The sequence below is a fragment of the Streptomyces sp. NPDC032126 genome (genome assembly GCF_055580085.1).
In genome coordinates this window covers 313,999-335,146 of record NZ_JBVIMA010000007.1, presented here as the reverse complement: position 1 = coordinate 335,146, position 21,148 = coordinate 313,999, and the positions used below count along the sequence as shown (strand labels likewise).

The 21,148-nt window shown below is 70.2% G+C and carries 16 protein-coding genes; 9 read left to right on the top strand and 7 right to left on the bottom strand.

From position 1 onward, the window contains the following. Nucleotides 1-84: 84 nt before the first annotated feature. Entirely contained in the window at nucleotides 85-873 is a 789-nt protein-coding gene (locus ACZ5NW_RS26735) for a ferritin-like domain-containing protein (RefSeq protein WP_468746462.1), read from the top strand. A gap of 7 nt (nucleotides 874-880) precedes the next feature. Here the strand turns inward: ACZ5NW_RS26735 and corA are convergent, their stop codons facing one another. Then, nucleotides 881-1,876 (bottom strand): magnesium/cobalt transporter CorA, encoded by a 996-nt coding sequence (gene corA / locus ACZ5NW_RS26730; protein ID WP_468746461.1) that lies wholly within the window; start codon nucleotides 1,874-1,876, stop codon nucleotides 881-883. Between the two features lie 62 nt (nucleotides 1,877-1,938). On the opposite strand from corA, the gene ACZ5NW_RS26725 reads away from it, so the two are divergent. The 4 genes from ACZ5NW_RS26725 (at nucleotide 1,939) to mshC (ending at nucleotide 5,408) form a co-directional block, all read left to right on the top strand. Continuing rightward, a complete protein-coding gene (locus ACZ5NW_RS26725) occupies nucleotides 1,939-2,625 on the top strand; it encodes a histidine phosphatase family protein (RefSeq protein WP_468746460.1) in 687 nt (228 codons plus the stop codon). 85 nt (nucleotides 2,626-2,710) lie between these two features. Continuing rightward, nucleotides 2,711-3,301, top strand: coding sequence for a DUF3090 domain-containing protein (locus tag ACZ5NW_RS26720; protein WP_468746459.1), 591 nt, complete (start codon nucleotides 2,711-2,713; stop codon nucleotides 3,299-3,301). Then, entirely contained in the window at nucleotides 3,265-4,083 is an 819-nt protein-coding gene (locus ACZ5NW_RS26715; RefSeq protein ID WP_468746458.1) for an SCO1664 family protein, read from the top strand. The genes ACZ5NW_RS26720 and ACZ5NW_RS26715 overlap by 37 nt, the downstream gene beginning before the upstream one ends. A 95-nt stretch (nucleotides 4,084-4,178) precedes the next feature. Beyond that, nucleotides 4,179-5,408 (top strand): cysteine--1-D-myo-inosityl 2-amino-2-deoxy-alpha-D-glucopyranoside ligase, encoded by a 1,230-nt coding sequence (gene mshC, locus ACZ5NW_RS26710; protein ID WP_468746457.1) that lies wholly within the window; start codon nucleotides 4,179-4,181, stop codon nucleotides 5,406-5,408. 88 nt (nucleotides 5,409-5,496) lie between these two features. Here mshC and ACZ5NW_RS26705 read toward each other — a convergent pair whose 3' ends face one another. The 6 genes from ACZ5NW_RS26705 to ACZ5NW_RS26680 form a co-directional block, all read right to left on the bottom strand. Beyond that, nucleotides 5,497-6,546 carry a PAC2 family protein gene (locus tag ACZ5NW_RS26705; RefSeq protein WP_468746456.1) on the bottom strand — a complete coding sequence of 350 codons (1,050 nt, stop codon included), beginning with the start codon at nucleotides 6,544-6,546 and terminating at the stop codon, nucleotides 5,497-5,499. A gap of 145 nt (nucleotides 6,547-6,691) precedes the next feature. Next, complete coding sequence (locus ACZ5NW_RS26700; protein ID WP_468746455.1) at nucleotides 6,692-7,363, bottom strand: FadR/GntR family transcriptional regulator; 672 nt, start codon at nucleotides 7,361-7,363, stop codon at nucleotides 6,692-6,694. A gap of 170 nt (nucleotides 7,364-7,533) precedes the next feature. Next, nucleotides 7,534-9,150 (bottom strand): glycerol-3-phosphate dehydrogenase/oxidase, encoded by a 1,617-nt coding sequence (locus tag ACZ5NW_RS26695; protein ID WP_468746454.1) that lies wholly within the window; start codon nucleotides 9,148-9,150, stop codon nucleotides 7,534-7,536. A gap of 51 nt (nucleotides 9,151-9,201) precedes the next feature. Further along, nucleotides 9,202-10,740 (bottom strand): glycerol kinase GlpK, encoded by a 1,539-nt coding sequence (glpK, locus tag ACZ5NW_RS26690; protein WP_468746453.1) that lies wholly within the window; start codon nucleotides 10,738-10,740, stop codon nucleotides 9,202-9,204. Nucleotides 10,741-10,800: 60 nt separating this feature from the next. After that, nucleotides 10,801-11,595: an MIP/aquaporin family protein gene (locus ACZ5NW_RS26685; RefSeq protein WP_468746452.1), complete on the bottom strand. Its 795-nt coding sequence runs from the start codon at nucleotides 11,593-11,595 to the stop codon at nucleotides 10,801-10,803. A gap of 385 nt (nucleotides 11,596-11,980) precedes the next feature. Beyond that, nucleotides 11,981-12,745 (bottom strand): IclR family transcriptional regulator, encoded by a 765-nt coding sequence (locus ACZ5NW_RS26680; RefSeq protein WP_468746451.1) that lies wholly within the window; start codon nucleotides 12,743-12,745, stop codon nucleotides 11,981-11,983. A gap of 318 nt (nucleotides 12,746-13,063) precedes the next feature. Between ACZ5NW_RS26680 and metH the strand changes: the two genes are divergently transcribed. The 4 genes from metH (at nucleotide 13,064) to ACZ5NW_RS26660 (ending at nucleotide 21,113) form a co-directional block, all read left to right on the top strand. Further along, on the top strand, nucleotides 13,064-16,576 hold the full coding sequence (gene metH, locus ACZ5NW_RS26675; protein ID WP_468746450.1) for a methionine synthase: 3,513 nt from the start codon (nucleotides 13,064-13,066) through the stop codon (nucleotides 16,574-16,576). A 110-nt stretch (nucleotides 16,577-16,686) separates the two neighbouring features. Further along, a complete protein-coding gene (locus ACZ5NW_RS26670; RefSeq protein WP_468746449.1) occupies nucleotides 16,687-17,388 on the top strand; it encodes an HAD family hydrolase in 702 nt (233 codons plus the stop codon). Between the two features lie 461 nt (nucleotides 17,389-17,849). Beyond that, the gene (locus ACZ5NW_RS26665) at nucleotides 17,850-19,460 is read left to right on the top strand and encodes an ABC transporter substrate-binding protein (RefSeq protein WP_468746448.1); all 1,611 of its coding nucleotides are present in this window, start codon (nucleotides 17,850-17,852) and stop codon (nucleotides 19,458-19,460) included. 72 nt (nucleotides 19,461-19,532) lie between these two features. Next, a complete protein-coding gene (locus ACZ5NW_RS26660) occupies nucleotides 19,533-21,113 on the top strand; it encodes an ABC transporter substrate-binding protein (protein WP_468746447.1) in 1,581 nt (526 codons plus the stop codon). Nucleotides 21,114-21,148: the final 35 nt, after the last annotated feature.

Sequence of the window (21,148 nt, the reverse complement as noted above, 5' to 3'; positions counted from 1 at the left end):
GGCGGGACGTCGGCCGTCCTTCTTTTGGCGCAGTTGTCCGGCACATCTGTTGCGGCGCCCGGCTTGCGGCATTTGACTCGTTCCATGCTTTCGGCCAAGAGCCTGTTCCAGGAGATCCTCGACAACGACGCCTCCTTCGCCCTGTTCTGCTCCATCGCCGCCAGCGGGGAGTCGCAGGGCGGCTGGGAGAACGCCCGGATCGCCGCCCTCGTCCCGCCCGGCGAACGCGATCTCGCCCCCAAGATCACCCGCCATGGCGCCGACGAGGACAAGCACGGGCGGATCTTCAACGCGCTCATCAAGAAGCGCGGCCTCGAACCCGTCCCGGTCCCGCCCGAGACCGACTACACCATGCTGCTGGAACGGGCCGGCATCGGCCTCGCCCACGACAAGCTCAAGGCCGACCGGCCGCTGACCGTGCAGGACATCGTCACCTACCTCGCCCACAGCCGGGTCACCGAGCAGCGCGCCTCGGAGCAGATGGACCTGCTGCGCAAGCACTTCGCCGACCATCCCGACATCGGCCGCGCCGTGAAGATGATCTCGGGCGACGAGGACAACCACCTCGCCTACTGCCACGAGGAGCTGCTGCGCTTCGCGTACGCCGGACACGGGCGCGCCATCCAGCGGACGCTGCGCGAGTGCGCCCTCGCCGAGATCCGGATCTACCGGGACGTCAGCCTGGCCGTGATGGCGCACATGGGCCGCATCCTCGGCTGGCCGCGCGCCAAGTCGGCGGTCCTCGCGGCCGGCATCCACGCCGTGTACGCCTGGGAGCGGGTCGCGGGCTGGCGGCGCATGGTGTCCCTGAGCATGCCCGAACGCCGCGACGCCCTCGGCGGACCGGCCACGACGTCCCCCGAGTTCGCCTGACCTCCGGCTACAGCCAGCCCCGCCTCTTGAACAGCCGGTACAGCACGACCTCCAGGGCGGCCATGAGCAGGATCAGCGCCGGATACGCCGCCGTCCAGTGCAGCTCCGGCATGTGGTCGAAGTTCATGCCGTAGATGCCCGCCAGCATCGTGGGCACCGCGGCCATGGCCGCCCACGCGGAGATCTTCCGCATGTCGTCGTTCTGCCGGACGCTCATCTGGGCCAGATGCGCCGACAGGATGTCCGAGACCAGCCGGTCCAGGCCCTCCACCGACTCGTTCACCCGCACCAGATGGTCGTGCACGTCCCGGAAGAACGGCCGCGCCTTGTCGTGCACGAACGGCAGCACGCTGCCGAACGGACCGCTGCCCGCGAGCCGCATCAGGGGCAGCCCGAGCGGGCCGGTCGCCCGGCGGAACTCCAGGATCTGCCGCTTGAAGGTGTAGATCCGCGACGCCGTGTGGCGCGACCCGCCGCCCTCCGGCGAGAACACCTCCGTCTCCAGCTCCTCCAGGTCGGTCTGGAGCTCGTCGGCCACCTCCAGGTAGTGGTCCACGGTGGCGTCCGCGATGGCGTAGAGCACCGCCGTGGGGCCCTTGGCGAGCATCTCCGGCTCGTGCTCCAGCCGGCGCCGCACGGACGCCAGCGGCGAGCCCTCGCCGTGCCGGACGGTCACCACGAAGCAGTCGCCGAGGAAGACCATGACCTCGCCGGAGGACACCGTGTCGTGCCGCGGCTCGTAGACCACCGGCTTCAGCACCAGGAACAGCGAGTCGTCGTAGACCTCCAGCTTGGGCCGCTGATGCGCCTTCAGGGCGTCCTCGACCGCCAGCGGGTGCAGCGCGAACTCCTCGGTGACCAGGTCGAACTCCGCCTCGGTGGGCTCGTGCAGCCCGATCCACACGAACCCGCCCGACCCCCGCGCCACGTCCAGGGCGTCGGAGAAGTCGTCGGGTCCCTCCGTGCGGTGCCCGTCGCGATAGATGGCGCAGTCGACGATCACGGAGCGAATTCTCCCGCCGCGCGCCGTCCGCCGCACCCCGGTGTGTGCCTACTCTGGGCCGCATGCCCACCCTCATCCTCGTCCGGCACGGACGGTCCACCGCCAACACCTCGGGCGTGCTCGCCGGACGGACGCCCGGTGTCGCGCTCGACGAGCGCGGTGCCGCACAGGCCGCCGCGCTGCCCGGACGGCTCGCGGACCTTCCCCTCGCCGAGGTCGTCACCAGCCCCCTGCAGCGCTGCCGCGAGACCCTCGGGCCGCTCCTCGACGCCCGCCCGGAACTGCGCGCGCACACCGAGGAGCGGATCACCGAGTGCGACTACGGCGACTGGAGCGGCCGCAAGCTGGCCGAGCTGAGCGACGAGCCGCTCATGCAGATCGTGCAGGCCCATCCCTCCGCGGCCGCCTTCCCCGGCGGCGAGTCCATGCGGAGCATGCAGACCCGCGCCGCCGAGGCCGTACGCGAGTGGAACGCGCGCGTGGAGCGTGAACACGGCGCCGACGCCGTCTATCTGATGTGCTCGCACGGCGACATCATCAAGTCGCTCGTCGCGGACGCGCTCGGACTTCATCTCGACCTCTTCCAGCGGATCTCCGTCGAACCGTGTTCCATCACCGCGATCCGCTACACCCGGCTGCGTCCCTTTCTCGTGCGCCTCGGCGACACCGGCGACTTCGCCTCGCTCGTGCCGCGCGAGGAGCCGCCCGCCGAGGAGGCCACGGTCGGGGGCGGCGCGGGCGCGCCGTGATCGTCCCGCAGTAGGGTGAAGCGGTCCGCACACACGCGTGCGCGTATGGACGTTCACGTACTCACGATTCCCAGGGAGACAGGACGTGTCCCGTCAGGTGTTCCTCTACGACCCCCCGGACCGCTTCGTGGCCGGTACGGTCGGACTGCCCGGGCGCCGTACCTTCTTCCTCCAGGCCTCCGCCGGCTCCCGCGTGACCAGTGTGGCCCTGGAGAAGACCCAGGTCGCAGCGCTCGCCGAGCGCATGGACGAGCTGCTGGACGAGGTGGTGCGCCGCAGCGGCGGCAGCGCCTCCGTGCCCGCCATGGCACCCTCCGAGAACTCCGACACCGCGCCCCTCGAGACCCCCATCGAGGAGGAGTTCCGGGTCGGCACCATGGCCCTCGCTTGGGACGGTGAGGAGCAGCGCATGATCGTCGAGGCGCAGGCCCTCGTGGAACTCGACGCCGAGACCGAGGAGGACCTCGCCGAGGCCGAGGAGCGGCTGCTGCAGGACGAGGAGAACGGGCCCCCGATGCTGCGGGTCCGGCTCACCGGCGCGCAGGCCAGGGCCTTCGCCAAGCGCGCCCTCGACGTCGTCAACGCCGGCCGGCCGCCCTGCCCGCTGTGCAGCCTGCCGCTCGACCCGGAAGGACACGTATGTCCGCGCCAGAACGGATACCGCCGCGGAGCATGACCGCCGCGGAACTGCTCGCCCAGGGCGAGCTCACCGTGCGCGGACGCATCCGTGACGCCTCCAACGCCGCCCTGTACTGCACGGTGACGCACGAGGGCCGCGAAGCCCACTGCGTCTACAAGCCGGTGGTCGGGGAGCGCCCCCTGTGGGACTTCCCCGACGGCACCCTCGCCCAGCGCGAGGTCGCCGCCTACGAGGTCTCCGAGGCGACCGGCTGGGGTCTCGTCCCGCCCACCGTGCTGCGCGACGGGCCGTACGGCGAGGGCATGTGCCAGCTGTGGATCGAGGTGACCCCGGAGGCGGAGCTGCTCGCCCTGGTCGACGCGGAGGAGCCGGAGCCCGGCTGGAAGGCGATCGGCTTCGCCGAGGTCGGCGAGGGCAGGACCGCCCTGCTCGTGCACGCCGACGACGACCGCCTGCGCCGCCTCGCCGTCCTGGACGCGGTCATCAACAACGCCGACCGCAAGGGCGGCCACTTCCTCCCCACCGCCGAGGGCCGCCTGTACGGCATCGACCACGGGGTGACCTTCAACACCGAGAACAAGCTGCGCACCCTCCTGTGGGGCTGGGCCGGCGAGCCCCTGACCGCCGAGGCCACGCGAGTCCTGCACCGGCTGGCGGACGCCCTCGCATCGGGCGCGGCCCTAGCCGAACGGCTCGGGTCCCTGATCACCGCGGCCGAGGTCGATGCCACACGCGCGCGGGTCGAGGCGCTCCTGACGTCGGGGCGGCACCCGGAACCGAGCGGCGAGTGGCCCGCGATCCCCTGGCCGCCCGTGTGACAGCACACAGGCCGGAAACCCGCAAGACGGCCTTCCCGGCCAACCCGGCCCCCTCCGGTTCGTATACCGAACTCCGGTCCGGTTACGCTCATGACATGCATGCCTGGCCCGCTTCCGAGGTCCCCGCCCTGCCCGGTCAGGGCCGCGACCTCAGGATCCACGACACCGCGACCGGCGGCCCGGTCACCCTGGACCCCGGTCCCGTCGCCCGCATCTACGTCTGCGGCATCACCCCGTACGACGCCACCCACATCGGCCACGCGGCGACGTACAACGCGTTCGACCTCGTACAGCGCGTGTGGCTCGACACCAAGCGGCAGGTTCACTACGTCCAGAACGTCACCGACGTCGACGACCCGCTCCTGGAGCGCGCCGAGCGGGACAACGTCGACTGGGTCGCCCTCGCCGAGAAGGAGACCGCCCTCTTCCGCGAGGACATGACCGCGCTGCGGATGCTCCCGCCGCAGCACTACATCGGCGCCGTCGAGGCGATACCGGGCATCGTGCCGCTGGTCGAGCGCCTGCGTGAGCTCGGCGCCGCGTACGAGCTCGACGGGGACATCTACTTCTCCGTGGAGTCGGACCCGAACTTCGGCAAGGTCTCCGGACTGGACGCCGCCGCCATGCGGCTGCTGTCCGCCGAGCGCGGCGGCGACCCCGAGCGTCCCGGCAAGAAGAACCCGCTCGACCCGATGCTGTGGATGGCCGCCCGCCCGGGCGAGCCCAGCTGGGACGGCGGCTCGCTCGGCCCCGGCCGGCCCGGCTGGCACATCGAGTGCGTGGCCATCGCCCTGGACCACCTCGGCATGGGCTTCGACGTCCAGGGCGGCGGCTCCGACCTCGCCTTCCCGCACCACGAGATGGGCGCCTCCCACGCCCAGGTGCTCACCGGCGAGTTCCCGATGGCCAAGGCGTACGTCCACGCCGGCATGGTCGCCCTGCACGGCGAGAAGATGTCCAAATCCAAGGGCAACCTCGTCTTCGTGTCGCAGCTGCGGCGCGACGGCGTCGACCCGGCCGCCATCCGGCTCGCCCTGCTCGGCCACCACTACCGGGCCGACTGGGAGTGGACCGACGAGGTGCTCCAGGACGCGCTCGCCCGGCTCGGCCGCTGGCGTTCCGCGGTCTCCCGCCCCGACGGGCCGCCCGCCGAGGCTCTCGTCGAGGAGATCCGCGAGGCCCTGGCGAACGACCTCGACGCCCCGGCCGCCCTGGCCGCCGTCGACCGCTGGGCCGAACTCCAGGAACGCGAGGGCGGCACGGACGCCGGAGCCCCCGGCGTCGTCTCGCGGGCGGTCGACGCCCTGCTCGGCGTCGCGCTCTGACACGAGAACACCAGAACCCGGACGAGGGGCGCTCCATGGGAACGCCCCTCGTCCGGGTTCTGTCGGTCCGGCAGGTCCGGCCGTCGCCTCAGTCCTCCGACGAATCGTCCTCACCGGGGTCGGAAGACCCGGAGGGGCCGGAAGACCCGGGGGACTCGGGGGAGTCGAAGGGCCCGGCGGACTCGGAGGGGCCCGGGGACTCGGAGGGCCCGGCGGACTCGGAGGGGTCCGCGGAGTCCGCGCCCGGCTTCGACGGCCTCGGCGGGCGGGTCCGCTCGCCCGGGTCCACGGGGCCGCCCCCGTCGCGGCGCCGCAGATACCGCTCGAACTCGCGGGCGATCGCCTCGCCGGACGCCTCCGGCAGCTCCGCGGTGTCGCGGGCCTCCTCCAGCGTCTGCACGTACTCCGCGACCTCGCTGTCCTCCGCCGCCAGCTGGTCCACGCCCACCTGCCACGCGCGCGCGTCCTCGGGCAGCTCGCCCAGCGGGATGCGCACGTCGATCAGGTCCTCCAGCCGGTTCAGCAGGGCCAGCGTGGCCTTGGGGTTCGGCGGCTGCGAGACGTAATGCGGCACGGCCGCCCAGAGGCTGACCGCGGGCACGCCCGCGTGCGTGCAGGCCTCCTGGAGGACGCCGACGATGCCCGTGGGCCCCTCGTACTTGGTCTCCTCCAGATCCATCCGGCGGGCCAGGTCCGGGTCGGACGTGGTCCCGCTGATCGGGACCGGACGGGTGTGCGGGGTGTCACCGAGCAGCGCGCCCAGGATGACCACCAGCTCCACCCCCAACTCGTGGGCGAAGCCCAGCAGCTCGTTGCAGAACGACCGCCAGCGCATGGACGGTTCGATGCCGCGTACGAGCACCAGGTCCCGCGGCTTCTCGCCGCCGACCCGCACCACCGACAACCTTGTCGTCGGCCAGGTGATCTTGCGGACACCGCCGTCCATGAACACCGTGGGGCGGTTCACCTGGAAGTCGTAGTAGTCCTCGGCGTCGAGCGCCGCGAACACCTCGCCCTTCCATTCCCTCTCCAGATGCGCGACCGCGGTGGAGGCGGCGTCGCCGGCATCGTTCCAGCCCTCGAACGCGGCCACCATGACCGGGTCGATCAGCTCGGGAACCCCCTCGAGCTCGATCACCCAGCGCCTCCTTCCAACATGCCCTCGCCTGACCACCCAACCTTACGGCGTGCGGCGGGGGCGCCCGCAGCCCCCTTGCACGGGGGAGTGAACGGATCACTGCCCCGTTCGCCACCCCGGAACACCCCACGACGATCACGGGCCCTCACAGTGAGCTGCGCAGCCACTGCTCCACGCTCGCGATGTGCACCGTGGCCCAGGAGCGCGCCGCCTCCGCGTCCCGGTCCCGCAGCGCCGCGAGGATCGCCCGGTGCTCGCGCAGCGTGCGCGCGACCGCGTCCTCCTGGGTCAGACCGCGCCAGATCCGGGCCCGGGTGGTCGGCCCGGACAGGCCGTCCAGCAGCGAGCACAGCACCGAGTTGCCCGAGCCGGCCACGATCCCGCGATGGAACTCCAGGTCGCCCGCGACGAGTTCCTCCACGGAGGGCGCCTCGCCGAGTCGGTCCAACTGGGCGTCCAGCGCGTCCAGTTGCTGCGCGCTGATGCGCGTCGCCGCCATCCCCGTCGCGGCCGGCTCCAGGATGCGGCGCACCGCGAGGAACTCCAGGACCGTGTCGTCGCGGTGGAAGTCCACCACGAAACTCAGCGCCTCCAGGAGCAGTTGGGGATCGAGGCTGGTCACGTACGTGCCGTCGCCCTGCCGGACGTCCAGGATCCGGATCAGCGACAGCGCGCGCACCGCCTCCCGCAGGGAGTTGCGCGACAGCCCGAGATCGGCGGCCAGCTCGCTCTCCTTGGGCAGTCGGTCACCGGGCCGCAGCGCACCCGAGACGATCATGTCCTTGATCTTCTCGATCGCCTCGTCGGTGACTGCCATGCCGGCCTCCTGTTGCTCCCGCCCAGACGTCGGACGTCTGGCCCTCCATTATGGCCCGGCATGCGAGAGGGGCGGCTCCGTCGGCGGGAGCCGCCCCTCTCGTGTGCCGGTCCCGGTGCGGTGGGACCGGCCCGTGCCGGCCCGGTCAGGGGAGTGGCCGGCGCCGGGGTCTACTTCTTGTCGAGCAGGTCCTGCACCTTGGCGCGTACGTCGTCCGTGGCCAGGCCGCGGATCGTCAGCGTCGTACGGCGGCGCAGCACGTCGTCCGCCGTCTCGGCCCACTCGTTGTCCCGGGCGTACACGACCTGCGCCCAGATCTCGGGGGCGTCGGGGTGCACGCGCTGCCCCAGCTCCGGGTTCTCGTTCGCCAGGCGGGCGATGTCGAAGGCCAGGGAGCCGTAGTGGGTCGCCAGGTGCTTCGCCGTGTCGGCGGCCATGCGCGGGCCGGGCGCCGGGTTGTCGACGAGCAGCCGGTGGGCCACCGCGCGCGGGTTGGCGACGCCGGGCAGCGGCAGCTTCTTCGGCAGCGAGTTGATCGGCTCGAAGTCGTCGCCCAGCGGGTGGCCCGGCAGGGCCTCCAGCTTCTTCATCACCGTGCGGCCGATGTGCCGGAACGTCGTCCACTTGCCGCCCGCGACGGACAGCATGCCGCCACGGCCCTCCGTGACCACCGTCTCGCGCTTGGCCTTGGCGGTGTCGCCGGGGCCGCCCGGCAGCACCCGCAGACCGGCGAAGGAGTAGGTGATCAGGTCACGGGAGAGCTGCTGGTCCCGGATGGAGAACGCGGCCTCGTCCAGGATCTGGGCTATGTCCTTCTCGGTGACCGCGACATCCGCCGGGTCTCCCTCGAACTCCTCGTCGGTCGTGCCGAGCAGGAGCATGTCCTCCCAGGGGAGGGCGAAGGTGATGCGGTACTTGTCGATGGGGGTCGCGAGCGCGGCCTTCCACGGGGAGGTCCGCTTCAGGACCAGATGCGCGCCCTTCGACAGACGGATCGACGGCGCGGCATTCGGGTCCTCCATACGACGCAGGTGATCGACCCACGGGCCGGTCGCGTTGAGCACCAGACGGGCGTTGACGCCGAACTCGTCACCCGTCGTGCGGTCCTTCAGGTCCGCCCCGGTCACCCGGCCCTTGGTGAAGCGCAGGCCGGTGACCTCGGCGTGGTTGAGCACGACCGCGCCCGCCTCGACGGCCGCGCGGACCGTCATCAGCGCCATGCGCGCGTCGTTCATCTGGTCGTCGCCGTAGACGGCGACGGCCTTGAGGTTGTCGGTGCGCAGCTCCGGCACGTCCTGCGCCGCCTTGGCGGGGGACAGGAGGTGGCCGACGCCGTCACCGAACGCGGAGAGCGCGGAGTAGGCGAAGACGCCCGCACCGAGCTTCGCGGCGCCGTGCGGCCCGCCCTTGTACACGGGGAGGTAGAACGTGAGCGGGTTCGCCAGGTGGGGGGCCACCTGGCGGGAGACCGCACGGCGCTCGAAGTGGTTCTCCGCCACCAGCTTCACCGCGCCGGTCTGCAGGTAGCGCAGACCGCCGTGGAGCAGCTTGGAGGAGGCGGAGGAGGTGGCGCCGGCGAAGTCGCCGGCGTCGACCAGTGCCACCCTCAGGCCGGACTGCGCGGCGTGCCAGGCGGTGGAGATGCCCAGGATGCCGCCGCCGATCACGAGAAGGTCGTACGACGCCTTGGCGAGTTGCTCCCGGGTCTCGGCGCGGCTCGGGTTGGAGCCGGAGGCCGGGCGCGTACCGAGGGCAGGCACGGACGGGAGGGTGGACTGACTGGTCATATCGGGTTCTTACTCCTCATCAGAGCGTTCGAAAGCCGTCAGGAGCTTTCGTCAGCTCTCGTCCTCGATCCAGCCCATGGTCCGCTCGACGGCCTTGAGCCAGGTCTTGTACTCACGGTCGCGGGTCTCCGCGTCCATGCGGGGGGTCCACTCGGCGGCCCGGCGCCAGTTGGCGCGCAGGTCGTCGGTGCTGGTCCAGAAGCCGACGGCGAGACCGGCGGCGTAGGCGGCGCCGAGGCAGGTCGTCTCGGCGACCATCGGGCGCACCACGGGGGCGTCCAGGAAGTCCGAGAGGGTCTGCATCAGCAGGTTGTTGGAGGTCATGCCGCCGTCGACCTTGAGGGCCGCGAGCTCGACGCCGGAGTCCTTCGTCATGGCGTCGGTGATCTCACGGGTCTGCCAGGCGGTGGCCTCCAGGACGGCGCGCGCCAGGTGCGCCTTGGTGACGTACCGGGTGAGGCCGGCGATCACACCGCGGGCGTCGGAGCGCCAGTGCGGGGCGAACAGGCCGGAGAAGGCCGGCACGAAGTAGGCGCCGCCGTTGTCCTCGACGGAGAGCGCGAGCGTCTCGATCTCGGCGGCGGTGGAGATCAGGCCCATCTGGTCGCGCATCCACTGCACCAGCGAACCGGTGACGGCGATGGAGCCTTCCAGGGCGTAGACCGGGGCCTGGTCGCCGATGCGGTAGCCGACGGTGGTGAGCAGGCCCGAGTACGAGTTGATGATCTTCTCGCCGGTGTTCATCAGCATGAACGTGCCGGTGCCGTACGTCGACTTGGCCTCGCCCTCGGAGAAGCAGGTCTGGCCGAACAGGGCCGCCTGCTGGTCGCCGAGCGCGGAGGCGACCGGGATGCCGCCGAGCAGGTCGCCCAGCTTGCCGCCCTTGATCTCGCCGTAGACCTCGGCGGAGGAGCGGATCTCCGGGAGCATCGCGAGCGGCACACCGATGGACTCGGCGATCTTCTCGTCCCACTCCAGCGTGTGGAGGTTCATCAGCAGGGTGCGGGAGGCGTTGGTGACGTCGGTGTAGTGCTTGCCGCCGTCGACACCGCCGGTCAGGTTCCAGATGACCCAGGTGTCCATGGTGCCGAAGAGGATGTCGCCGGCCTCGGCGCGCTCGCGCAGGCCCTCGACGTTGTCCAGCAGCCAGCGGGCCTTCGGACCGGCGAAGTACGAGGCCAGGGGGAGGCCCGTCTCGCGGCGGAAGCGGTCCTGGCCGACGTTGCGGCCGAGCTCCTTGCACAGGGCGTCGGTGCGGGTGTCCTGCCAGACGATGGCGTTGTGGACGGGCTCGCCGGTGTTCTTGTCCCAGAGCAGAGTGGTCTCGCGCTGGTTGGTGATGCCGATGGCCTTGATGTCGTCACGGGTGATGCCGGCCTTCTCGACCGCTCCGGCGACGACCTCCTGGACGTTGGTCCAGATCTCGTTGGCGTCGTGCTCGACCCAGCCCGGCTTCGGGAAGATCTGCTCGTGCTCCTTCTGGTCGACGGAGACGATACGGCCGTCCCGGTCGAAGATGATGCAGCGGCTGGAGGTGGTGCCCTGGTCGATGGCGGCGATGAAGGGGCCGGCGGTGTGGGCGTCGGTCACTGTGTGCTCCTGGGTTTCCGTGAGTGAGGGGTCGGTCTACGACTGCTTCTACTGGTGCTCTTAGGCGAAAGCGACGTTGTAGATGCCTGCGGCGATCGCCCCGCCGATCAGCGGACCGACGACCGGGATCCAGGCGTAGCCCCAGTCGGAGCCGCCCTTGTTGGGCAGGGGCAGGAGGGCGTGCACGATACGCGGGCCGAGGTCACGGGCCGGGTTGATCGCGTAGCCGGTCGGGCCACCGAGGGAGAGACCGATCGAGACGACCACGAGCGCCGTGACGAGGGCGCCCAGGGTGCCCAGGCCGTTGCCCTTGTCGTTGAGGCCCTGAGTGAGGACGGCGAGCACGAGCACGATGGTGCCGATGATCTCCGTGGCGAGGTTCTGCACGGCGTTCCGGATCTCCGGACCGGTGGAGAAGATGCCGAGGACGGGGCCGGCGCCCTGCTCCTGGGCCTCGACGGCCTTCGCCGACGTGGTCTGCGCACCCGGACCGCCGACGATCTCCTTGTCGGTGAGGTGCGCCTGGAACTGGCCGTAGTAGGCGACCCAGACCAGGGTCGCGCCGATCATGGCGCCGAGCAGCTGTCCGCCCCAGTAGGTGGGGACGTTGCTCCAGTCGTCGTCCTTGATCGCGAGCGCGAGCGTCACGGCCGGGTTCAGATGGGCGCCGGACAGCGGCGCCGAGGTGTAGACCGCCGTGAGCACTGCGAAGCCCCACCCGAAGGTGATGGCGAGCCAGCCGGCGTTGCGGGCCTTGGAGGCCTTCAGCGTGACGGCGGCGCAGACGCCACCGCCGAGCAGGATGAGTATGGCGGTACCGATGGTCTCGCCGATGAAGATGTCGGAGCTGGACACCCGCGACTCCTTTGTCCTTCGTCCAGGGAAGCCGAACCCCGGGTCCCACCGGGTGGTTCGAGCGCCCTCGGGGGTGAGAGCTGCCGGCCCTTGGCGTTGTCACACTCTAGCGTGTATTGCCGGTAGGTGTTCGACAATGCCGACCGATGGACGGGAGTCTTGCTCCGGCGTCACCTGCGCGTCAAGAGTGCTGTTATCGAAAACCTGATCGTTATTGATCGCTGCGGGTTATCGATCTTGCCTGGTCGGCCGCTTATGGCAGGGGAACGGTCATGGGGCGTACGGCGTGGGCGGTTTGCCTGTTGTGTCAGGGTACGACTGAGGCCGGAACGTCGCCCGACGTCCCGGCAGCTCCCTCCGTTTGCGCTGGGCCCGGCCCGGCTCCTCAGAACCGTCCGGCGCCCAGGTCCCGCGACACCGCGCGGGCACAGTCCCGTACCGCCGCGATCAGCTCGGGGCGCAGCTCCCCGTCCCGGCACACCCGCTCCACGGCGCCGGTGATGCCCACCGCGCCCACGGGCATGCGGCGCCGGTCGTGGATGGGCGCGGCGATGGACGCGACGCCCTCCCAGGTCTCCTCGACGTCGGCCGCGTAGCCACGCGCGCGCGTGATGTCGAGGAGCTGCTCGAAATCGTCCAGGTCGCACACCGTGCGGTCCGTGAACGCCTTGCGGTCGGCCTCCAGGGCCTCGCTGTGGGCCACCGGGTCGTAGGCCGACAGGACCTTGCCCAGGGCCGTGGAGTGCAGCGGCTGCATGGCGCCGATCTCCAGCACCTGCCGGCTGTCGTCGGGCCGGAACACGTGGTGCACGACCAGGACGCCCTGCTGGTGCAGCACGCCCAGGTGCACGCTCTCGCCGCTGGAGCGGGCCAGATCGTCCGTCCAGACCAGGGCACGCGCGCGCAGCTCGTGCACGTCGAGATACGTGGTGCCCAGGCGCAGCAGCTCCGCGCCCAGCTGATAGCGGCCCGAGGCCTCGTCCTGCTCGACGAATCCCTCCAGCTGGAGGGTGCGCAGGATGCCGTGGGCGGTGCCCTTGGCCAGGCCAAGGGCCGAGGCGATGTCCGACAGGCCGAGCCGCCGCTCGCCGCCCGCGAGCAGCCGCAGCATCGCGGCCGCCCTTTCGAGCGACTGGATGTTCCGTGCCATCGCCGCCGTGCCTCCGTCCCCTTCGTCCGGCCGACCGGCCCTTTCGTAGTGTGAACTACCCCCGTTCGGCAATGTCGAACACTACCGGTCCATGCCGACCTCCCGCTAATGGTCGGTCGACATGTGTTTCGCCACGCGTCCCTCCGGAGTCACCCGAGTGGCGCTGGAGCCACCCCGTCCGCCCCGTGGACGCCCTGACCATAAGCCCTCGGTCCCGGATACCCTGACGGCGTGCGCTCCCTCGGCGCCGACCGCGCGCACGTGGTGGGGCCCGGGGGCCGTAAAGCCGACAGCCGTCGCACCCGAAGGAGCCCATTCATGGCCTCTGTGCCGCCGCCCCCTTCCGCCGACAGCCGGACCCGTGTGTCCGCGCTCCGTGAGGCGCTGGCCACCCGTGTGGTGGTCGCCGACGGAGCCATGGGCACCATGCTCCAGGCCCAGGAGCCCACCCTCGAGGACTTCGAGAACCTCGAAGGGTGCAACGAGATCCTCAACCTCACGCGCCCCGACATCGTCCGCTCGGTCCACGAGGCGTACTTCGACGCCGGCGTCGACTGCGTCGAGACGAACACCTTCGGCGCCAACCACGCGGCCATGGCCGAGTACGACATCGCCGAGCGCGTCCACGAACTCTCCGAGGCCGGCGCCCGCATCGCCCGCGAGACCGCCGACGCCTATTCCGCGCGCGACGGGCGCCCGCGCTGGGTGCTCGGCTCCATCGGCCCCGGCACCAAGCTCCCCACCCTCGGGCACGTCCCGTACACCACCCTCCGCGACGGCTTCCAGCAGAACGCGGAGGGCCTGCTCGCCGGCGGCGCCGACGCCCTGATCGTGGAGACCACCCAGGACCTGCTGCAGACCAAGGCGTCGATCCTGGGCGCCCGCCGCGCCATGGATTCCACCGGCGTCGAGGTCCCGCTGTTCGTCTCCATGGCCTTCGAGACCACCGGCACCATGCTGCTCGGCTCCGAGATCGGCGCCGCGCTCACCGCGCTGGAGCCGCTCGGCGTCGACATGATCGGCCTGAACTGCTCCACCGGCCCGGCCGAGATGAGCGAGCACCTGCGCTACCTCACCCGGCACTCCCGCATCCCGCTGCTGTGCATGCCGAACGCCGGTCTGCCCGTCCTCACCAAGGACGGCGCCCACTTCCCGCTCGGCCCCGAGGGTCTGGCCGACGCCCAGGAGAACTTCGTCCTGGACTACGGCCTCTCCCTGGTCGGCGGCTGCTGCGGCACCACCCCCGAGCACCTGCGCCAGGTCGTCGAGCGCGTCCGCGAGCTCACCCCCGTGGAGCGGCACCCGCAGCCCGAGCCCGGCGCCGCCTCCCTCTACCAGACCGTCCCCTTCCGCCAGGACACCTCGTACCTGGCCATCGGTGAGCGCACCAACGCCAACGGCTCCAAGAAGTTCCGCGAGGCCATGCTGGAGGCCCGCTGGGACGACTGCGTCGAGATGGCCCGCGAGCAGATCCGCGAGGGCGCGCACATGCTCGACCTCTGCGTGGACTACGTCGGCCGCGACGGCGTCGCCGACATGGAGGAGCTGGCCGGTCGCCTGGCCACCGCCTCCACCCTGCCGATCGTCCTGGACTCCACCGAGGTCGAGGTCATCCGGGCGGGCCTGGAGAAGCTCGGCGGCCGCGCGGTGATCAACTCGGTGAACTACGAGGACGGCGACGGCCCCGAGTCGCGCTTCGCCAAGGTCACCCGGTTGGCCCAGGAGCACGGCGCCGCGCTCATCGCGCTGACCATCGACGAGGAGGGCCAGGCCCGTACCCCCGAGAAGAAGGTCGAGATCGCCGAACGGCTGATCGACGACCTGACGACGAACTGGGGCATCCACGAGTCGGACATCCTCATCGACACCCTGACCTTCACCATCTGCACCGGTCAGGAGGAGTCCCGCAAGGACGGCATCGCCACCATCGAGGCGATCCGCGAGCTCAAGCGCCGTCACCCGGACGTGCAGACCACCCTCGGCCTGTCCAACATCTCCTTCGGTCTCAACCCGGCCGCCCGCATCCTGCTGAACTCGGTCTTCCTGGACGAGTGCGTCAAGGCGGGTCTGGACTCGGCGATCGTGCACGCCTCGAAGATCCTGCCGATCGCGCGCTTCTCCGAGGAGGAGGTGCGGACGGCCCTCGACCTCATCTACGACCGCCGTGCCGAGGGCTACGACCCGCTGCAGAAGCTGATGGCGCTGTTCGAGGGCGCCACCGCCAAGTCCCTCAAGGCCGGCAAGGCCGAGGAGCTGGCCGCCCTGCCGCTGGACGAGCGCCTCAAGCGCCGCATCATCGACGGCGAGAAGAACGGCCTGGAGGCCGACCTCGACGAGGCCCTGCGGGACCGGCCCGCCCTGGACATCGTCAACGAGACCCTCCTGGACGGCATGAAGGTCGTCGGCGAGCTGTTCGGCTCCGGCCAGATGCAGCTGCCGTTCGTCCTGCAGTCCGCCGAGGTCATGAAGGCCGCCGTCGCCTACCTCGAACCGCACATGGAGAAGTCCGACGCCGAGGGCAAGGGCACCATCGTGCTGGCGACCGTGCGCGGCGACGTGCACGACATCGGCAAGAACCTCGTCGACATCATCCTGTCCAACAACGGCTACAACGTCGTCAACCTCGGCATCAAGCAGCCGGTCTCCGCGATCCTGGACGCCGCCGAGGAGCACCGCGCCGACGTCATCGGCATGTCCGGCCTGCTGGTCAAGTCCACGGTGATCATGAAGGAGAACCTGGAGGAGCTCAACCAGCGCGGCCTGGCGGCGAAGTTCCCGGTCATCCTCGGCGGCGCCGCCCTCACGCGCGCGTACGTCGAGCAGGACCTGCACGAGCTGTACGAGGGCGAGGTGCGCTACGCCCGGGACGCCTTCGAGGGACTGCGCCTCATGGACGCCCTCATCGGCGTCAAGCGGGGCGTGCCCGGGGCGAAGCTGCCCGAGCTGAAGCAGCGCCGGGTGCGCGCCGCCGCCGTGGAGATCGAGGAGCGCCCCGAGGAGGGGCATGTGCGCTCCGACGTGGCCACCGACAACCGCGTCCCCGAGCCGCCGTTCTGGGGCACCCGGATCATCAAGGGCATCCCGCTCAAGGAGTACGCCGGCTGGCTCGACGAGGGCGCCCTGTTCAAGGGGCAGTGGGGCCTGAAGCAGGCCCGCACCGGCGAGGGCCCGACGTACGAGGAGCTCGTCGAGACCGAGGGCCGGCCGCGCCTGCGCGGTCTGCTGGACCGCCTCCAGACGGAGAACCTCCTGGAGGCCGCCGTCGTCCACGGGTACTTCCCGTGCGTGTCCAAGGACGACGACCTGATCATCCTGGACGAACGCGGCAACGAGCGCACCCGCTTCACCTTCCCGCGCCAGCGCCGCGGCCGCCGGCTGTGTCTGGCCGACTTCTTCCGCCCGGAGGAGTCGGGGGAGACCGATGTCGTCGGCCTCCAGGTCGTCACCGTCGGCTCCCGCATCGGCGAGGAGACGGCCCGCCTCTTCGAGTCGAACTCCTACCGCGACTACCTCGAACTGCACGGCCTGTCCGTGCAGCTGGCCGAGGCGCTCGCCGAGTACTGGCACGCGCGCGTGCGCTCGGAGCTGGGCTTCGCCGGCGAGGACCCCGCCGCGATCGAAGACATGTTCGAGCTGAAGTACCGCGGTGCCCGTTTCTCGCTGGGCTACGGGGCCTGCCCCAACCTGGAGGACCGCGCGAAGATCGCCGAGCTGCTCCAGCCCGAGCGGATCGGTGTCCACCTGTCCGAGGAGTTCCAGCTGCACCCCGAGCAGTCCACGGACGCGATCGTCATCCACCACCCCGAGGCGAAGTACTTCAACGCGCGCTGAGGCGTGCCGCACAGCACGCTGATCCGATAAGTCGTACACTGGTCGGTCCACTGCAGGCCGGTTCCCTGTCCGGGGAACCGGCCTGCTCGTCCCCCGACGGAGGTACGTGGATGACCAGCACAGTCCCCGCCCTCGGAACACGCACGGCCGAAGGCTCCGCCCTGCAGGCGGTGCTCCTCGACATGGACGGCACCCTGGTGGACACCGAGGGCTTCTGGTGGGACGTCGAGGTCGAGGTCTTCGGCGCCCTCGGCCACACCCTGGACGAGACCTGGCGGCACGTCGTGGTCGGCGGTCCCATGACCCGCAGTGCCGGATTCCTGATCGAGGCCACCGGAGCCGACATCACCCTCGCCGAACTCACCGTCCTGCTCAACGACGGGTTCGAGGAGCGCATCGGGCGCGCTCTGCCGCTCATGCCGGGCGCCACCCGGCTGCTCGCCGAGCTCTACGAGCACGAGATCCCGACGGCCCTGGTCTCCGCCTCCCACCGGCGCATCATCGACCGCGTCCTGACCTCCCTCGGCCCCCACCACTTCACCCTGACCGTGGCCGGCGACGAGGTCTCGCGCACCAAGCCGTACCCGGATCCGTATCTGCTCGCCGCCACCGGCCTGGGAGCCGATCCGGCCCGGTGCGCCGTCATCGAGGACACCGCGACCGGCGTCGCGGCGGCCGAGGCGGCGGGCTGCCAGGTGGTGGCCGTGCCGTCCGTGGCCCCGATCGCCCCGGCCGTCCGGCGGACCGTCGTGCCCTCGCTGGAACAGGTCGACGTGGCATTTCTGCGCGGTCTGATGACGGAAATGCGATAGACGTTCACCCAGCGTGCACCGCCGTTAGCCGTCGCGCCCGCGATCATTGCCGCCCCGGCGCACCCTCGTTTGGAGAGGAATTCGGCGCCGTCCCGCCACGGAAATTCCGATCAACGCAGACGGCCGAATTCCACTCCCCGCCACCCCTGCCGGATGTGTGACGTTCACCACTCCGTCGGGGTGTCAGGGGTGGGATCCCACGCGCCGGGCACCCCCGATCGGGGGGTATCGGCGTGCCCATGTGTCCCGATTGATGGATTGCTGCACCGAATCCTTCCGCTGTCGGGTTTTCGGTCCGTCCGCATCCGGTTCCACAGCGTGATGGGGTTTCAACTCCGGTGGCCGCCAGCCCTCGTGCGGGCGCGGACTAATCTCGTCGCGAGAACATCGCACTTCCCCGTGATCCGCTGCGACACCCCTGCATGCCGGATACACGGACTCGACGCTGGAGAAACTCGAGCATGAACCGCAAAACCTTGGTGCTGCCGGCCGTAGTGGGCCTGCTCGCGCCCGTTCTCGCCGCCTGCGGCGGGTCCGACAGCGGCAGCGGCGGCGGCGACGCCATCGTCGTGGGCACCACCGACCGGTTCACCGCTACGAAGGACATCCCGGCGCCCCTCGACCCCGCCTACGCCTACGACGTCGGCACCTGGAACATCCTGCGCCAGACGGTGCAGACCCTGATGATCCAGCCCAAGGGCGAGGGCAAGCCCGTCCCCGAGGCCGCCGAGAGCTGCGGCTTCACCGACAGCGGCAACGAGCGCTACGCCTGCACGCTGCGCGACGGCCTGGAATTCGCCAACGGCGACAAGGTCACCGCCGAGGACGTCAAGTTCTCCATCGACCGCGCCATCGCCATCAAGGCCGAAGGTGGCCCCTCCGGACTGCTGTCGACCATCGACACCGTCGAGACCAAGGGCGAGCGCGAGGTGATCTTCCACCTCAACACCGCCGACGCCACCTTCCCGTTCAAGCTGTCCACGCCGGTCGCGGGCATCGTCAACCCCGACGACTACGACAAGGGCAAGCTGCGCGACGGCTTCGAGGTGGACGGCTCCGGCCCCTACACCCTCAAGGCCGAGACCGACGGCGACGACATGACCCGCGCCGTGTTCACCAAGAACCCCCACTACAAGGGGACGCTGAAGGTGAACAACGACAAGGCCGAGCTCGTCTCCTTCGACGACGCCGACGCCATGGGCGCGGCTCTCGAAAAGGGTGACATCGACGTCATGACCCGCACCATGACGCCGGAGCAGATCAAGAAGCTCTCCACCGCCACCTCCGGCGGCAACGGCATCGACATGGTGGACGTGGCCGGCCTCGGCACCCGCTACCTCGCCTTCAACACCGACGCGCCCGGGGTCGAGACCAAGGCCGTCCGCCAGGCGATCGCCCAGGTGATCGACCGCACCCAGCTCGTCTCCCAGGTGTACGGCACCCAGGCCGAGCCGCTCTTCTCGCTGGTCCCGGCCTCCGTCACCGGCCACTCCAACTCGTTCTTCAACAAGTACGGCGACCCCAGCGTCGGCAAGGCCAAGGACCTGCTGGAGAAGGCGGACGTCAGCACGCCGGTGAAGCTGACCCTGAACTACACCACCGACCACTACGGCGCCGCCACCAAGCAGGAGTTCGAGGTCCTGCAGAAGCAGCTCAACGACAGCGGCCTGTTCGACGTCACCATCAAGGGCAGCCCCTGGAAGACCTTCGTCCCCGCCGAGCGCAAGGGCGAGTACGCGGTCTACGGCATGGGCTGGTTCCCCGACTTCCCCGACGCGGACAACTTCCTCGCGCCGTTCGTCGACAAGGACAACTTCCTCAAGTCGCCGTACTCCAACAGCGAGATCATCAGCACCCTGATCCCGCAGTCCCGCCGCGAGGCCGACCGCGCCGCCGCCGAGAAGAGCCTGACGGCGATTCAGGACAAGGTCGCCGAGGACGTCCCCTACCTGCCGCTGTGGCAGGGCAAGGAGTTCATCGCCGCCCGAGACGACATCACGGGCACGGCGTACGCGCTGAACTCGTCCTCGACCCTCCAGCTGTGGGAGCTCAGCCGCGGTGTGAGTGGCTGATCTGCCCGTTGTACCCGGGGCCCGGGACGGCGGCCCCGGGGTTGACCAGAACCGAAGACAAGGCACACGCACGTGAACCTGCGCAACCAGTGGCCGGTCCTGCCCATCGTGGCAGGGCTGGCCTCCGGCCTGTTGACCGGATGCGGCACGGAGTCCGGGGGCTCCGGGGGGAAGGGCTCCTCCGTGGTGATGGGGATGTCGGACGACGTCCTCGCCACGGACCCCGCGTCCGGCTACGACCCCGGCTCGTGGCTGTTGTTCAACAACGTCTTCCAGTCGCTGCTCAGCTTCCCCAAGGGGGGTACGGAACCCGAGCCCGACGCGGCGGAGCAGTGCACCTTCACGGACACCGCGACCAAGGTCTACCGGTGCACCCTGAAGGACGGCCTGAAGTTCAGCAACGGTGACGGTCTCACGTCCGAGGACGTGAAGTTCTCCTTCGACCGCATGCTGAAGATCAACGACGAGGCCGGTCCGGCGATCATGTTCCCGATGCTGGACAAGGTCGAGACGCCGGACGAGAAGACGGTCGTCTTCCGCCTCAAGGTCCCCGACGCCACCTTCCCCAGCAAGATCGCCTCGGGCGCCGGTTCCATCGTCGACCACCGGCAGTACGACGCCGACGGGCTGCGCAAGGACGGCGAGGCCGTCGGTTCCGGCCCCTACAAGCTGGAGTCCTTCGGCAAGGACGAGGCCGTCTTCGGCGTCAACGGGAACTACAAGGGCACCGCCGAGGTCAAGAACTCCGGCGTCACCCTCAAGTTCTTCCACGGCGACCAGGCCGCCCTGAAGAAGGCCCTTCAGGACGACGAGGTCGACATCGCCTACCGCGGTCTCACCGCCGCCGACATCGCCGACATCGAGAAGGCCAACGGCGCCTCGGGCGTCGAGGTCGTCGAGGGCAGCAGCGCCGAGGTCCAGCACCTCGTCTTCAACATGGACGACCCGGTCGCCGGAAAGCTCGGCGTGCGCAAGGCCATCGCCTACCTGATCGACCGCGACGCGCTCATCAAGGACGTCTACCAGGACACCGCCGAGCCGCTCTACTCGATCATCCCGGCCGGCATCGCGGGCCACAACACGGCCTTCTTCGACCGCTACGGCGACACCCCCTCCAAGGCCAAGGCCGCCGCGGCGCTGCAGGGCGAGGGCATCACCGACAAGGTGCGGCTCACCCTGTGGTCCACCCCCTCCCGCTACGGCCCCGCGACCGACCAGGAACTGAAGACGATCGCCGAACAGCTCAACGCCAGCGGCCTGTTCGAGGCAGACGTCAAGTCCGTCGCGTACGACCAGTACGAGAAGGACGTCGCGAACGGCAAGTACGGCGTGTACGTCAAGGGCTGGGTGCCGGACTACCCCGACGCCGACAACTTCACCGCGCCCTTCTTCGGCAAGGGCAACGTGCTGAGCAACAACTACACCAACAGCACGATCAGCGACACGCTCATCCCGCGCACCGCCGCCGCGAGCAACCGGTCCACCACCGACAAGGACTACGGCTCGCTGCAGAACATCGTCGCGCAGCAGCTGCCCGTCCTGCCCGTCTGGCAGGCGAAGCAGTACGCCGTCGTCCGCGACCACGTCTACGGCCTGGAGTACTGCCTCGACGCCTCCACGGTGTTCCGCTTCTGGGAACTCAGCAAGGGCTGACGGGAGTTCAGAGGGCGAGCGGAGGCCGGCGGTGG